The sequence below is a fragment of the Paenibacillus sp. EB106-06-01-XG199 genome, assembly GCF_058791575.1.
In genome coordinates this window covers 556,954-572,294 of record NZ_JBYTDQ010000005.1, presented here as the reverse complement: position 1 = coordinate 572,294, position 15,341 = coordinate 556,954, and the positions used below count along the sequence as shown (strand labels likewise).

General features: G+C 50.6%; 15 protein-coding genes. All 15 read right to left on the bottom strand.

Annotation, left to right across the window (positions count from 1 at the left end):
- Positions 1-2: 2 nt before the first annotated feature.
- Positions 3-797, bottom strand: coding sequence for a septum site-determining protein MinD (gene minD, locus AC3WT9_RS21105; protein ID WP_038595685.1), 795 nt, complete (start codon positions 795-797; stop codon positions 3-5).
- 5 nt (positions 798-802) lie between these two features.
- Positions 803-1,462, bottom strand: coding sequence for a septum site-determining protein MinC (minC, locus tag AC3WT9_RS21100; protein WP_341095733.1), 660 nt, complete (start codon positions 1,460-1,462; stop codon positions 803-805).
- A gap of 79 nt (positions 1,463-1,541) precedes the next feature.
- Positions 1,542-2,072 (bottom strand): rod shape-determining protein MreD, encoded by a 531-nt coding sequence (mreD, locus tag AC3WT9_RS21095; RefSeq protein ID WP_341095735.1) that lies wholly within the window; start codon positions 2,070-2,072, stop codon positions 1,542-1,544.
- Complete coding sequence (gene mreC, locus AC3WT9_RS21090; protein ID WP_341095736.1) at positions 2,072-2,950, bottom strand: rod shape-determining protein MreC; 879 nt, start codon at positions 2,948-2,950, stop codon at positions 2,072-2,074. The genes mreD and mreC overlap by 1 nt, the downstream gene beginning before the upstream one ends.
- A gap of 60 nt (positions 2,951-3,010) precedes the next feature.
- The gene (locus tag AC3WT9_RS21085; RefSeq protein ID WP_038595693.1) at positions 3,011-4,045 is read right to left on the bottom strand and encodes a rod shape-determining protein; all 1,035 of its coding nucleotides are present in this window, start codon (positions 4,043-4,045) and stop codon (positions 3,011-3,013) included.
- Between the two features lie 40 nt (positions 4,046-4,085).
- Positions 4,086-4,775, bottom strand: coding sequence for a RadC family protein (gene radC, locus AC3WT9_RS21080; RefSeq protein WP_038595695.1), 690 nt, complete (start codon positions 4,773-4,775; stop codon positions 4,086-4,088).
- Between the two features lie 20 nt (positions 4,776-4,795).
- Positions 4,796-5,404, bottom strand: a complete 609-nt coding sequence (locus AC3WT9_RS21075; RefSeq protein ID WP_341095738.1) for a Maf family protein — start codon at positions 5,402-5,404, stop codon at positions 4,796-4,798.
- A gap of 33 nt (positions 5,405-5,437) precedes the next feature.
- Positions 5,438-5,683, bottom strand: coding sequence for a DUF4321 domain-containing protein (locus tag AC3WT9_RS21070; RefSeq protein ID WP_038595700.1), 246 nt, complete (start codon positions 5,681-5,683; stop codon positions 5,438-5,440).
- Positions 5,684-5,908: 225 nt separating this feature from the next.
- The gene (locus AC3WT9_RS21065; protein WP_341095740.1) at positions 5,909-7,180 is read right to left on the bottom strand and encodes an SPOR domain-containing protein; all 1,272 of its coding nucleotides are present in this window, start codon (positions 7,178-7,180) and stop codon (positions 5,909-5,911) included.
- A gap of 79 nt (positions 7,181-7,259) precedes the next feature.
- A complete protein-coding gene (locus AC3WT9_RS21060; protein ID WP_341379615.1) occupies positions 7,260-8,441 on the bottom strand; it encodes a glycosyltransferase in 1,182 nt (393 codons plus the stop codon).
- Positions 8,442-8,615: 174 nt separating this feature from the next.
- Positions 8,616-9,797, bottom strand: a complete 1,182-nt coding sequence (locus AC3WT9_RS21055; protein WP_341379617.1) for a glycosyltransferase family 4 protein — start codon at positions 9,795-9,797, stop codon at positions 8,616-8,618.
- A 179-nt stretch (positions 9,798-9,976) separates the two neighbouring features.
- Positions 9,977-11,161, bottom strand: a complete 1,185-nt coding sequence (locus AC3WT9_RS21050) for a GGDEF domain-containing protein (RefSeq protein ID WP_492407938.1) — start codon at positions 11,159-11,161, stop codon at positions 9,977-9,979.
- Positions 11,162-11,220: 59 nt separating this feature from the next.
- Positions 11,221-12,378, bottom strand: a complete 1,158-nt coding sequence (locus tag AC3WT9_RS21045; RefSeq protein WP_341379619.1) for a GGDEF domain-containing protein — start codon at positions 12,376-12,378, stop codon at positions 11,221-11,223.
- A gap of 192 nt (positions 12,379-12,570) precedes the next feature.
- A complete protein-coding gene (murC, locus tag AC3WT9_RS21040; protein ID WP_341380412.1) occupies positions 12,571-13,956 on the bottom strand; it encodes a UDP-N-acetylmuramate--L-alanine ligase in 1,386 nt (461 codons plus the stop codon).
- 7 nt (positions 13,957-13,963) lie between these two features.
- The gene (locus AC3WT9_RS21035) at positions 13,964-15,340 is read right to left on the bottom strand and encodes a bifunctional folylpolyglutamate synthase/dihydrofolate synthase (RefSeq protein WP_038595716.1); all 1,377 of its coding nucleotides are present in this window, start codon (positions 15,338-15,340) and stop codon (positions 13,964-13,966) included.
- Between the last annotated feature and the right edge of the window lies 1 nt (position 15,341).

The window sequence follows — 15,341 nt, the reverse complement described above, 5'->3', positions numbered from 1 at the left end:
GTTCAAGCCATGCCGAAAAATTTCTTTAATTTCTTGAAAGCCCCCGGCTTGCGGTCCAGCTGCATCAGAGGCACTGCGTCCCCCAGAATCCGCCGGGCAATATTACGGTAGGCTATCGCTGCAGAAGAGTCGGGATTCATCACCGTTGGCTCCCCGCTGTTCGCCGCTTTAATGACCAGCTCATCATCTGGAACAATTCCGATCAGATCGATGTTCAGTACTTGAAGGATATCCTCAATGTCCAGCATATCCCCAGACTTCACCAAGCCAGGCCGAATACGGTTAACGACCAGCTTTGGCGACTCCACATGGGACTGCTCCAGAAGACCGATAATCCGGTCTGCATCCCGCACTGCCGCATGCTCCGGCGTAGTGACAACAATCGCCTTGTCGGCACCCGCGATGGCGTTGCGGAAGCCATGCTCGATCCCGGCAGGACAATCGATCAGAATATATTCATATTCCTTCTTGAGTTCAAGAATAATATCCTTCACCTGCTCCGGGGTCACGGAGGTCTTATCTTTGGTCTGGGCCGCAGGCAGCATGTACAGCTCATCGAAACGCTTGTCCTTGACCAGTGCCTGATTCAACCGGCAGCGCCCTTCTGCCACATCCACCAGATCATAAATGATCCGGTTCTCCAGCCCCATGACTACATCCAAATTGCGCAGCCCGATATCGGTATCAACCAGACATACTTTTTTGCCCTGCAATGCAAGTGCGGTTCCAATATTGGCCGTTGTAGTTGTTTTGCCAACTCCGCCTTTGCCCGAGGTTACGACAATCGCTTCTCCCATGGAGGCTACACCCCTTTAAACACATTTAAACCCTGACGTAATCTGACTATATTATGAATTTTGTCGATTTGCATCGCACCGCTTGATAAATAAGCAAATTCCATGGTGCTCTCCCGGGTCCCCCATTCATCCGGAGGCCGGCTGATCACGTCGGCGATCCTCAGCTGTGTCGGAGACAGCAGAGAAGCAGCAATAATCGCTTCCTGATTGCCGTCTACTCCAGCATGAGCCATGCCTCTGAGCGCACCGAGGATATAAATATCACCCGAGCATGTAATGGTTCCTCCCGGGTTCACATCGCCCAACAACAGCAGATTACCTTGATGATGCAGCACCTGGCCGGAACGAACCATGCCGCTCATCAGAAACAATGCGTCTGTATCCTCAATGCCCGGCGCTTCGAACGCTTCAATGGAACGAATCAGCAAATTGCCCTGACTTTTGAGAATCTCCAGCACAGCTGATTTGTCATCCTCCGTCACAATTCGGCTGCCCAGCTTAATATCTACATGCACAATCGGTCCAGTCAGAATATTTTGATGGCTGTGCTCCAGCTTATAGCGAAGCTCGCTTAAGAGATCTTCAAAGGGACACTTGTCGTCTAGCAGGAATACCAGGCCGTCCTTGATGCCCTTAATCCTCACATGCTTGGATTTTACTGTCATATGCCTGTCCCCCTATCCTGAATCATTCGTGCCGGGCCGGGCAAATTCCTTCTTTCAGCCGAAAGAAATGCAGGCCGTTTCACACCGTTTCCTCCTTACGGGTCTCCTTCTTCAGCAGCTCGAGTTGACGCCGCAGCGGAATGTAGAGGATCAGGGCCATAGCAAAATGAAACAGCATGGTAGGCAGCATATGATGCAGGAGCGCCCAATTATAAGGCTCCTGGTTCAAATTAAACACGCTGTAAATAGCGAACAGCACGCTGTCCTGAAGCAGACTGCCAAGCAGGACAACAGTCATCATCATCGGCAGCGGTGCGCGTGGAATCTGAAAAATCAGACCAATTAAATAGGCGGACAGCCCCATGGCAAAGGAATGAGCACCGAGAATTCTGCCGTAATAAATGACATCATGCAGCATGCCAAAAGACAATCCTAATATAAGTGCAGTATGACGGTGATGGTATACCGTGACGAACAGGATCACAATAAATACAAGATTCGGAATAATCCGCAGCTGCCAGGCGTCCGGAAGCAGCCAGGGCAGAATGGCGCCTTCCAGGATAAACAGGAGAAACAATAACAGAATAAGAACCGACCTGCGCATCTTCACTATTCGGCACGCTCCTCCTGAGATACAACAATCAGCTGTTTCCAGTCCTGAAATTCGGCACTGGGCTTGATGATTGCAGTCGAAGTTAATCCGAATTGTCCTTCCTCAACGCTCATTACGGTTCCTATCGTCAACCCTTGCGGATATAATCTCCCGATGCCGGAGGTAACGATGGTATCCTTCTCCGCGATAGGGTCACCCTGCGGAATCTTGTTCATCTTGAGCATTCCGGTTTCCTGATCATAGCTTTCAATCATGCCGAAGGTCTTACCCTCTTTACCGATGGCCGTGGCCGCTATAGGCGGCTGGGAATTCGGATCATTCACATCCATCATAGTCATCAGCTTCACGGTAGAAGTGAAATTGCTCACCTTACTGATGACACCTACGAGCCCATCTACGGAAATTACAGACATATTCGGCTTCATACCATCACTGGAGCCAAGGTCGATCACAAGCGTGCTGTTGCTGGGTTCCGTGGTCAGGCTGAGAACCTGGGCAGTATTATAGTTATATTTATATAATTCCTTCTGCGCGTTAGTGAAATGAAGGTCCTTCTGCAGACTCTCATTACGTGCCTTAACAAAATTGTAATTCGCTTTATCTATCGTATATTGGGCAGCTAGAATCTTCAGGCGTTTATTTTCCTCGGCCAGTTCACTCAACTCCCGGATATCTTGGAACAAGCCCGCTACATATCCAGCGGGCTTGTAGAACAGATTCTGCACGAAACCGGTCGTATCACGGAGGAAATTCTCAGGCCAGGACAAGGATTTTCTTGTCCCCAGGCTGAACCCCATCACCACGATAAACATGACTAATGTAATCAGCAATATGAATAGACGTTTATTGTTAAACAGCTTAAACATTTTCAACACCCTCTAACAACCGTATTTCTCCCACAACAGGGGTTGACATGCAACAAACCAAGTCGGATTCTAACGCTTAGAGCGCAGGCTCGATCCGCTGCGGCTCTTGAAGAGATGGATATTCTCAAGCGCTTTGCCTGTTCCGATAGCTACGCAGTCCAGCGGGTTATCGGCGACAATCACCGGCATTCCGGTCTCACGTGCCAGCAGCTTGTCCAAATTGCGCAGCAGCGCACCTCCGCCTGTAAGAACAATACCGCGATCCATAATATCAGCAGCAAGCTCCGGCGGACATTTCTCCAGGGTCACTTTAACCGCTTCGACAATCGCATTGACCGTATCCGACAAAGCTTCGCAAATTTCATCGGAAGTAATCGTCAGTGTCTTCGGCAGTCCGGTCACCAGATCGCGGCCACGGATTTCCATCGTTTCGGCTTTCTCCAGCGGCAGGGCAGAACCCACGTCCATCTTGAGCTGCTCCGAGGTGCGCTCACCGATCATCAGGTTGTACTGGCGTTTGATGTACTGGATGATTGACTCATCGGCCTCATCACCGGCTACACGAACTGAACGGCTGGTCACGATACCGCCAAGAGAGATGACAGCCACTTCGGTAGTACCGCCGCCGATATCAACAACCATACTGCCTGTCGGCTCCCATACCGGAAGATCCGCACCAATAGCAGCGGCAAACGGCTCTTCGATAATATAAGCCTCACGGGCTCCCGCCTGCTTGGTAGCATCTTCAACGGCACGCTGCTCAACTGCAGTTATTCCGGACGGAACGCAGACCATTACATTCGGGTGACGCTGGAACATCGAACGCTGCTTCTGGGCCTGACGGATAAAATATTTGATCATGGTTGCCGTCGTTTCGAAATCGGCAATAACTCCGTCCTTCATCGGACGAATAGCACGAATATTGCCCGGTGTGCGGCCAATCATTTTTTTGGCGGATTCGCCTACAGCTTCAATTGTCTTGGTATCGGTATTAATGGCCACCACGGAAGGTTCTCTTACAACAATCCCCTTGCCGCGTACGTAGACGAGCGTATTTGCTGTCCCCAGGTCAATCCCTAAATCTTTCGTAAAACCACCTAACATGCTTGTATTCTCCTTTTCCCAGTGAATCTGGACAATTATATTACATGTACCCTTTTTCTTTCAAACTTACAAATCTGCTGTCTCCGATAATCAGGTGATCCAGTACGTCAATTCCGACAATCTCGCCTGCCTGAAGAAGTCTGGAGGTCAGGGAGATATCCTCCGGACTTGGCGTAGGATCGCCGCTCGGATGATTATGTGCGCATATAATGGCTGCGCTGCTGCATTTCATGGCTGCCCGAAACACCTCACGGGGATGCACAATAGAGGCGTTGAGACTGCCCATGGACAATGTCTCCTGCGCTATAACGTGATTCTTCGTATTCAAAAAGAGACAGACAAAATGCTCCTTCTGCAAATAACGCAGCTGCTCGGTCAGAATCTCCGCCGCGTCCTGCGGACTGCGGATGGTAACCGGCTCGGTAAGCCTGGAGTTCGCCATCCGTCTTCCCAGCTCTATGCCAGCTTTCAGTTGCACGGCCTTGGCAGGGCCGATGCCTTTAATATTCGTCAGTTCGTCAATGCTCAGGTCCGCCAGTCCGCGGAGACCACCAGCCCGTCCCAGCAATTGCTGGGCGATATGAATAGCTGATTCCCGGCGTGTGCCTGTACGCAGCAGTATAGCCAGAAGCTCCGCTTGACTTAATGATTCCGCCCCATAATGCATCATGCGCTCTCGTGGTCGTTCTTCATGGGGGAGGTCCCGCAGCATAAATGTTTGCGACTCCATCCCGATCCCTCTTTCCTCCGCTATCCTTGCCGGCCCAGCACCGAAATGCCAACCCGGGACAGCATACGCTCAAGCAGCGACAACGGCAGTCCAACCACATTAAAGTAACAGCCTTCAATCTTCTCCACCAGGGTGGCACCAAGTCCTTGTATCGCATAGGAACCAGCCTTATCGGCAGGTTCTCCAGTCGCTATGTAGGCGGAGATTTCCTCTTCGCTTAATGCTCTCATAGTTACTGAGGTTACCCGGTGCTCTACCAGAATCTTGCCCTCTGGCAGCCCGATGCAGGCTACTCCGGTGTACACCTGGTGGGTCTTGCCTTGAAGCAGTCCCAGCATAACCCTGCTGTCCTGCTCGTCCACAGGTTTACCAAGCACCTTATCATCCAGCACAACAATCGTGTCGCTGCCGACGATAACGGCATTACGCTTGCCGGCAGCCGGGACCACAGCCTCCGCTTTACGCAAAGCCAGACTGCGCACAATCATCTCCGGTGTGAATTCCGGCGGTGTACTCTCGTCCGCATCACTGGAAATCACCTCGAAAGGCAAACCCAGCAAAGACAGCAATTCCCGGCGGCGCGGCGAACCCGAAGCAAGAATAATGAGGCGTGAATTGTCAGATTCCACGTATAAACGCCCCTTCCCAATCAGCAGTGACCATTACAGCCTCCGGTACAGCCATACGGCAGTAATCATTCCGGCCAGACTGAGCAAGCACAATTTCAAATGAATAGTGATGTCATAGGTTATGATGTCCAAATCGGCTTGCGGGGACCACTTGAGTACCGTCGAGGTTGTAAGAAAAGACAAAGTTTTTACAGGCTCCAGCAGCTTCGCGATCCACGCTCCGGCCAGCCAGCCCAGAATGAGAAATAACAGCAGTGTTCCTACATTTTTCTTCTTCATCTAAGTCTTCCCTCGCCATTTTTTGACACCTTAATTATTATACGGTGAAACTGAGTTCAATACAAACGCAAAATCCGGTACGGAAATGATTACCATACACGCAGTCACGAGGCAGCTGTGTAGTGGAGCTAACTGTGGTTGCGGCTCATTTAACCTTACCTGAGTATAACCCTGCAAGCAACACATAAAATCCCCCAAGCCGGATGGGGGATTTTGTATTTACGCTTACACCAAAGTTGACATCAGGCCCTTCTGACCGGTCAGGAAGCTCAACATGGCTTCCTGCACTTCCCAAAGCAGACCCGGTGCTTTGTTCTTCTCATATTCATTCAGGGCAGCCATTCCCCGGCTCATTGCTTTCTCAAGCCCGCCGCAAATGCTCTGCCCTTCAGGGGTCAGACCCGGCTTCAGCGCTTTGAGCGCCTCGGTCCACTCCATATGCAAATTGCTGACTGCCGATTTGTCCAACGTCTGGACTTCCCCGCCTAACAAGGATGCGGACAGGCTGCTCAACTCATTAAGCAGTTGTCCGCTGGCTGCGAAATAACCCTCCACAGCTTGTGGCGTTCCGGCAAAAGCAACCTGCTCTGCGGCCGGCAGCTCCACTCCTCTTACATAAAGCTCAATCCCCTGATTCTTCAGGCCGCTGCTCAGCAGCTTGGCCTGTTCGCGGTCAGGCGAGATCCCGGCGTACACCCGGTTGCCTTCTGAAGGATCCAGCCCTGCGGCAAGTCCGGCGGTAAGCAGTTCCTGCTGAGCCTGCGCAGCTCCATCAGGTGTGCTGAACACGCCATATTGCAGCAGATAATAGCTTTGCGCCGCTACCGCCACCTGAATGCGGGCTGCTTCACTGCCCGCTGGACCAGCATTCGGCAAACCGGTGTCTCCGGCTACCGGCTGGTTAGCTGTCCCGGCGTTCTGATTCTGCACGGCAGCAGCGCCCGGCTTGGTGTTCTCTCCAGCCTGCGGGCTCCCTCCGCTAATGAAAGACAATGCAGCGTATCCGAGCAGCAGTCCCGTACCAACGGCTCCTGCTATGGAAAGTGCAAACTTCCACCAGTAGGAGGGACGGCGGGTATGATAAGAGCCGCCATATCCGGCACTTGACAATGAAATGTCACCGAACCGCCCAGCACTGTCATTCCACTCCTCAACAGGATATTGCGGAGCTCTCTCCCACACATCGGGGTCAGGATATGGGGATAACAACGGTTGCTTGGACGGCTCAGCTTCCCATCTGGCTCCCTCCCACTCCTGACCGTGAGAATTATAAGGTTCCAGATCGTCATTCCCGATATCATCCGGCGGTTCTTCCCCGCCAACAGTAAAGCCGGTATCGTAGGGCTGTGTATGATGCAGGGGAACCGGAGTGCGGTGAAGCTCCTTGTTCTCATAGTCTCTTGCCGTCCCCAGTCCCGCACTGGAACGCCTTTCCACCGGTTCAATTTTGCCCTTGTCCTGATCGATATCAAACCGGAAAGTCATTCTTCCGTTCATCAAGCGTCACACCTCGCTATCGTCTAATCTATATGAGAATATATGATAGAGAAGAGAGGATTATGCTATTTTGATATGATTAGACCAAGCTGAGCACTTTAGCCCTAACATTGTCCGCTTCGTAATGCTTCTGCAGCGTCCGGTAGGCATGGTCCGCAATAATTGCACCCAGCTCCGGTGTCTGGAGCAGCTTCACCACATGGTCAGCTATCCCGCCGGTTGTGCCTGCCAGCAAAATATTCCGCCCCGGCTCACAGATCAATTCTTCCGAGCCCTTCAGGCTAGTAACTACCGGAGTCTTGAGCGCCCACGCCTCCAGAATCTTCGAATGCCCGCCGCAGCCTTCACGCAGTGTTGCAATAACGGCCCTCGCCCGGCGTATGTATTCCCCCTCCTGCCTTGGCTCTTCAATAATCACAACAGAGGGATCACTTTTGGCCAAAGCCAGGATTTCGGAATGTGTCTGACCACTGAAAATATAACATCTGCAGTCCGGTACTTTCGCCTTAATGAAAGGGTAAACCTTTCGATAGAATACCAATGCAGCATTTCTGCCCTGGTTCGTATGCATATTCCAGTGAAGGACAATGGAGTTGTCTTTAACGGACGGTTCAGCATCATAATAGTCATTTAAGTCGATAAAAGGAGGGACTACATGCACCTTGCCGGCATCTGCAAAGGATAAAGCCTTAAAGGACAGGGCATCCCACTCGGAGGCTGTCAGCAGCAGAGCGGTTTTATTCATTAATTTGCGTTCTTCCCGGCGGTACAATGCTGCATTCAATTGATGGTAACGTCTGCTTAAGCCCCTTTTGCCGGCAGCTTTTCCTTCCGAGTGTCTGCTCTCCAAACGATGGGCATCCGTAATAATCATTGCGCCGGGTAATAAGGAAGAGATCATATCAATGCAGTTTCCAAGCAAGGGATGCGTTATAAACACATGGCTGTATGTATGCAAACGGCTGAGCGCAGTGATCTCCGCACGCAAGTCTTTGTTGGCATCGGCCAAAATAGTGCTGCTGCGCAGCTTACTCAAGGAACCGAGTAATGAGCTTCGCTGCCCGGGCACCCGTGTTACCCTGTGGACTTTAAGCGCCGGTCCAGCCGTATAGGGGGCCTCCCAGTCGCAATGGCAATATTCCAACAAATCAATATCGAATCTCTCCAGCAGTATGCCCAGATAATTCTCCGTTCTTATTTCTCTCTCAAAATCTTCCGGATAATGATGATGTGCGGATAGGAACAGCATTTTCTCTCTCATGACTATAGCTCCTTGGTTCTATGAAAATGATTGTTCTTCTAATAAGATTCAGAAAAAAAAGCAGGAGAGGTAACCGTCCTGCCACTTTTTATGAAACTTTAGTTGTAGATCAATAGTACCGCATTTTCATTCAAAAGATTGTCGATTTATGGGAGAAAAGATTATTTATTTAATTTAGACCAAACTGAGCAGCTTTTCCCTGACACTTTCAGCCTCATAATTTGCCATCAGTGTCTCATGCGCCCGGTCTGCGAGTACCAGGCCCTGTTCATGATCCAGAAGAAGTTTCACCACACTGTCTGCAAAAGTTACGGGATCATCAGCAATCAAAATATTCCGGGAATGCTCGTACAACAGGCCTTCAGCTCCCTTTGTGCTAGACACAACAGGTGTCTTCAGCGCCCATGCCTCAAGAATCTTCAGGCGTGTTCCGCTGCCTTCCTGCAAGGGGGCGATGACTACCTGGGCCTTCCGGACATAATCCGCCACGCTGTCCACATAGCCGGTAATCACAATGGAAGGATCTTTTTCACCCAAAGCAGCCACATCAGGATGTACATCCCGCCCTACGATATACCATTTGATTTCGGGTACCCGGGCTTTCACAAGCGGATAAATATCACGGAAAAAATAGGCCGCTGCATTCACATTTGGGAAATAGTTCATATTACCCGGAAGAATAATCCATTTTTCCTTAAGGGTATTAACAGTTGTGCGGTAATCGCTGATACGGATGAAATTAGGGATAACATGCACTTTATTTGCATTCTTGACAGAGATCGACTTGAAAGCTAGACCATCCTGTTCCGAAGTAGTCAGCAGCAGGTTGGTTTTGTCCATCAGCTTCAGCTCATCCCGTTTTGTCCAATGCGCATTCAGTGAATAGAAAAGCTTAGCGAATCCGCTTTTCTTATGCGCCAGCTGGGCTGACAGGTTGCTCTCGAAATTATGGGCATCAGTGACAATGACAGCGTCCGGCAACTCGACCCGTACAATATCAATGCAGCAGCCAAGCAAGCTGTGTGAAATAAACACATGGCTGTAGCGGTTCTGATTACATAGTCTCTTAATTGCATCCTTCATGTCCACATCGACATGGCTCATATAAGAACAATTACGCCATGTATAAAGTGAACGCAGCATCGCCTTGCGGTAATTCATGGTTCGTTCCACTTCATGCACAGTAAGTGCGGGTATGGCCTCTTCTTTATCAACCTGCCTCTGATTCCTGAAGGTCAGGAGATCCACATCATATTTGGTTAGCAGAATATTTAGTATATTTCCCGTTCTGAGTTTGCCTCCACTATCTTGCGGAAACGGATTCTCTGCGGATATGAACAGTAATTTCTCCCTCATGTCTTTGTCTCCTAATCTCCATTTTTTTCTGTATGTTCTATAGCAATGTTATGTGTCTAGCATATATTACCCCAAAGTGTATCTTGTTTTTGTCGTTTTATGGATTTTCGAGAAAAAAATTTCAAATAAGCCCGGATTTCTTGAACGTCAAGAACCCCGCCCTCCCGTCAGGGCAGAGGCTAGGTTCTCGTTAGCCGGCTTCTGGAGACACAATTCCGGCCCTGCTGCTTCGCTTCGTACAAGGCATTATCACTCAGCTTGTACAGTGTATTCAGCGGAATCCTTTCTGCTGAGGTGACGGTAATTACCCCGATGCTTATGGTATAGGGCATCGGCAGCCCTTCGACAACCGTATCAAGTACGGAAAGGCGCAGCCGTTCGGCGATTTCATCACTTGCCGCCTCGTCTGTACGGTGCAGAAACACGGCGAATTCCTCGCCGCCGAACCTGCCGAACAGATCACTGGTAGCAAGCTGCCCTTCAATTTTATTTGCAAAATCCCGCAGCACCTTGTCCCCGGTATCATGGCCATAGGTATCATTTATACTTTTGAAATGATCCACGTCCAGCAGCAGGAACGAGAAAGGGGTAGCTTCCTTGGCTGCGGCAGCAAGCAGGGGGCCGGCACGTTGCACAAACGCTCTGCGGTTAAGAATGCCGGTCAGTTCATCATAGGTCGATACCCGCTCCAGCTCTGCATAGATCCGCTCCCGGGAAAGCAGCATAAAACCTGCTGTCCACAGGAACATCAACAGATAGACGGCAATATAAAAAAACGTTTGCAATAACCCCGAAGCCGCAGTGTCTGTTGCCCCGGTTTCTAAGAACGGATCAACCGCCCGTCCCAGCAGCGACAACATCACGAGGCTGTAGAGCAGGCCCATAATTTTTTGCAGCGGAGTCTCTTTCAGCTTCACGCAGAGGATATACACCGGATAAGCCATAAGACCCGCGACGGACAGGGATGTCCAGACGATGACGATAGGCTGAGCCCTTAAGGGAAACAGCATTTCTATCACCAGCAGTCCAGCCCCGGAGCAGCCTGCAAGCGTATAGTAACTTCTCTTCACCCGGTCTGTGCTTACTCCGAGCAGTCTCAGCAGGGCTAACATCTCTGCGGTTGCTCCCGCCAGGCAGCCCAGCACAAGGATCAGCCGAAGAAACTTAAAGGGAGTAGAACCCTCCATCAGCAGCAAAATCAGGATCACAAGCTGAAGCAGCTTTGCAACTATAAATAATCTGGAGGTTCCATCCCTCGGGTAACGGGAATGGTAGGCCAATACCAGCAGCACCGTAAAAAGATTGGCGAAAAAAAGGCAAACGAGCAATGTCTTAAGATCAAAATGGACAGCTATAAATTTCACCTTCCTGCATCTATAACCATAGGCATATGTATTCTCCAATCCAACCTGAGCATCTGCGCTTACCGGGAGATCACCACACAATTTCTGCCTTGCTGCTTCGCCTGGTATAATGCCCGGTCTGAGAGCTTATACAGCATATTGAAGAATGTCCGGGGAGTGGGGAGAACGGTAATCACACCAATGCTGACTGTATACCCGCAAGGCAGATTCAACTTTGGGGCATCCATCACAGCGGTGCGCAGCTGTTCCGCTTTGCGGCCGCTGTCCTCTTCGTTCAACCCATAGAGCAGAACGGCAAACTCTTCGCCGCCCACTCTGCCGAACAGATCGTCATTTCCAAGGCTGCTCTCAATCGTAAATGCAAAATCCTGCAAGACCTTATCCCCTTTATCATGACCATAGGTGTCATTGACTTCCTTGAAGTGATCCAGATCCAGCAGTAAAAGGGAATAATACTCCTGTTTTCTGACCGCGAGAGTCAGCTTCACTTCCGCCTCCAGAAGAAAAGCCCGGCGGCTCAAGATCCCGGTCAACGAGTCGTAGGTGGCCATTTTCTTCAGCTTTTTATAAGAATGCTCATTGGAGAGGAGAATAAAGGCTGCGGTACCTACAATCAGCAAAAAGAACATTCCCAGATAATATAGATATTGCGCGGTATTCGCAGACAAGGCGCCCATGCCGGGTTCCAGAAACAGAGCCGCAAACGCCCGTCCCAGCATTGACAGGGCAAACGCATAAAATACGAATCCCAGCATACTCTGAAGCGGTGTTCTCTCCTTGTTAGAGGTCAGAAGATACGCCGGTAAAATCACAAAAAACATCGACCACAGCGATGTAGACGCAACCCGTAAATTTGGACGGTTAAAAAACAGCGCGATTATGCAAAAGCTGATTATACTCCCCGCGATCAGCACTAAATAGTACAGCTTCACCCTCCGCCCGAACATGCCCATCATCACCAGCAGCGCTGCAATCTCCATGAAGCCTCCGGCAAGAATGAGCCCATTACTCACTGGAATTCCAATAAAGCGAGGGAGAATATCCCACAGCAGGATGGAACTCCAATACAGGACCTGCACCCACTTCGCAGCAATAAATACGCATGAAGCAATGTCCTTCGGGAAGTGGAAGCGGTAAAAGGTGACGAGCAAGGCAATAAATAAATTCCCAAAGATAAACAAGTATAAGAGCGTTGTAATATCAAGCTGGAAGTTCATGAATACACCACCATATACACGGAAATCAGTACTCTGTTGTCACAAAACTATAGCATTCCAAGACTCTGCCCGCAACATCATTTGCAGGCTTAGGACTCTATAGCAAAAAGCGTATTTTGTCCGGCATCACGGACAAAATACGCTTTGGCTTCATGAGAATCAGTTCTGCATTAACGGCTCACAGAAGTCATCCTATTCCTGTTTTTCAAGTTCACGCAAGTCATCAGCGAGTGCATACCCAACCTTCCAGATATCTCCTGCGCCCATCGTGATCACCAGATCACCGGGAGCGATACGGCCCCGCAGGTCAGCCAGCACGGCTTCTTTGGTAGCCAGATGCCTCGCACCGGCGTTGCTGTTCTGAATAATCAGCTCCACCAGCTTTGCGGAAGTGACACCTTCAATCTGCTTCTCTCCGGCCGGCGAATAGATATCTGTAATGATCACTTCATCAGCTTCGCTGAAGGCACGGCTGAACGCATCCAGCAGAAAGAAGGTACGGGTGTAGCGCTGCGGCTGGAACACGGCAATAATCCGTTTGCCGGTCGCTTTGGCTGCACTGATCGTTGCCTGGATCTCCGTTGGATGATGGGCGTAATCGTCTATTACAAGAATATCATTGATTTCGCCAAGCACCTGAAACCGGCGCTTAGCTCCATGGAATTTCACGATAGCTGCAGCGATTTCTTCAAATGCAATCCCTGACTTCAGACAAGCAATGACCGCAGCCATTGAATTGTACAGATTGTACTGTCCGGGAATGGAGAGCTCAATTCGCCCCAGCACTTGACCGCCGCTGTTCATTGTATACGCCACCTGCCGGTCGCCAAGCACGATGTCAGTGGCTATATAATCAGCGTTCTGATGAATACCGTAGGTAATCACCGCGCCCTTAACTTCAGGTAAAAGGGCGCTGACCGTCTCATCATCCGCACACACAATCGCGGTGCCGTCTTCGCGCAGCTGGTTCATAAACTGCACATAAGCGGCCTTCAGGCGGCCGAAGTCACCGCCGTAATTCTCCAGATGATCCGCTTCAATATTCGTTACGATCCCCAGCCAAGGATGATACTGCAGGAACGAGCCGTCGCTTTCATCCGCTTCGGCCACAACAAACTCCCCTTGTCCAGCCTTCGCATTCGTACCGACATTCATAATCTCTCCACCAATAATATAGGTCGGGTCCACTCCGCAATCTTCCATGATCAGCGCGATCATCGAAGAGGTGGTAGTTTTGCCGTGCGCGCCGGCGACAGCTACCCCTTTGCGTTCATTCAGCAGCCGGGCCAGCATTTGCGAGCGGTGCAGAACCGGGATTTTGAGACGTTCCGCCTCTACCCATTCCACATTATCACTTGCGAGTGCCGTAGAATAAACAACCAGATCTGCACCCTTAACCTGTTCCGCAGTATGTCCAATATAAACTTTGGCACCTTTGGCAATCAGTTTCTCAGTTAATTCCTGAGCTGCCACATCGGAGCCCGTAACCGTATATCCCATTTCCAGCATCACCCGGGCAATCGCGCTCATTCCGTAGCCGCCGATCCCTATAAAATGCACACGTTCAGTAGTATCCAACAGTTCGTCACCAGCCTTTTTCAGAATCGGGTTGCTGCAAAAGCGTACTTCGTACATCAGAAATCAAATACAGCGTTCCGGACACGACAGCAAGGTCGTCTTCCGCTGTGATCGATTGCAGCAGTTGCAGCGCCTTACCCCAATTACGTTCTACTATGATTTTCAAGTTTTCTTTAGCATATTTCTCACGCAGACGTTCTGCGATGGCCTGCAGATCTTCCGCGTCCATTTTCTTCCGGAAATCCGGTTCGGTCAGGATGAGCGTATCCACTATAGGCAGTATATGCTTGAAGTATGACTCATGATGCTTATTTGCCAGCATCCCCATGAGCAAATTTAATTTACCGTATTTATAAAACTGCGGAAGGCTCTTGGCCAGGCTCTCCGCACCTTCGGGGTTGTGCGCCCCATCCAGTACAATGCGCGGAGAAGCACTTACCTCTTCCAGCCTTCCAGCCCAGAATGTGCTTCGGAAACCCTCCAGCACATCCTCATCCTCCAGCATAAAGGCCATATATTGCCGCAGAACCTCCAGCGCCATCATGGCCCCGGCCGCATTGCTGAGCTGATGCTCGCCTTTCATGGCAATGCCGATCTCAAGGGAGCGGAAGGGACCCTTAAAGTTAAAGCTCTGCACGCCATCTTTGATTCCGGCTAGCTCATAGCTGAAATCTTCCCCGGCCAGATAGAGGGTAGAGCGGCTGTCTGCCGCTTTGGCCTTAAGCACCGCTATCGCTTCCGGCTGGCTCACACAGCTGACTGCAGGAACACCCGGTTTGATAATTCCGGCCTTCTCACCGGCAATTTCCTCCAGCGTATCTCCCAGCACATCGGTATGATCATGTCCGACATTCGTAATCACGGACACAATAGGTGTCACGATGTTTGTTACATCCAGCCTTCCCCCAAGCCCCGTCTCCCATACGACTACATCCGGATAACAGACCTCCCCGAAGTAGAGAATCGCCAGCGCTGTAGCCACCTCGAACATCGTCGGTGAACCAAGCTCGCTGTCTGCTATTTCCTGTACCAGCGGGCGAAGCTTATTCGACAGCTCCAGCAAAGTATCTTCGGGAATATCCGTCCCATTGTACTGGAAACGGTTAGTGAACTTGGTGATATAGGGCGAAGTAAAGGTCCCTACGCTGTAACCGCTCTGGATCAGCACACTGGTCAAAAAAGCGCAGGTCGAGCCCTTTCCGTTCGTCCCCGCCACGTGAATGAATTTCAGCTTGCGGTGCGGATGGTCCAGCTTCTCCATCAGCAGCTCAATCCGCTCCAGGCCCGGACGGATGCCGAAAGGAATCAGACTGTTGATCCACTCTACCGCTTCTGTATAGGAACTTAAGGGAGCGGTACCGCCGCCCCCGATGATCTCTTCCATA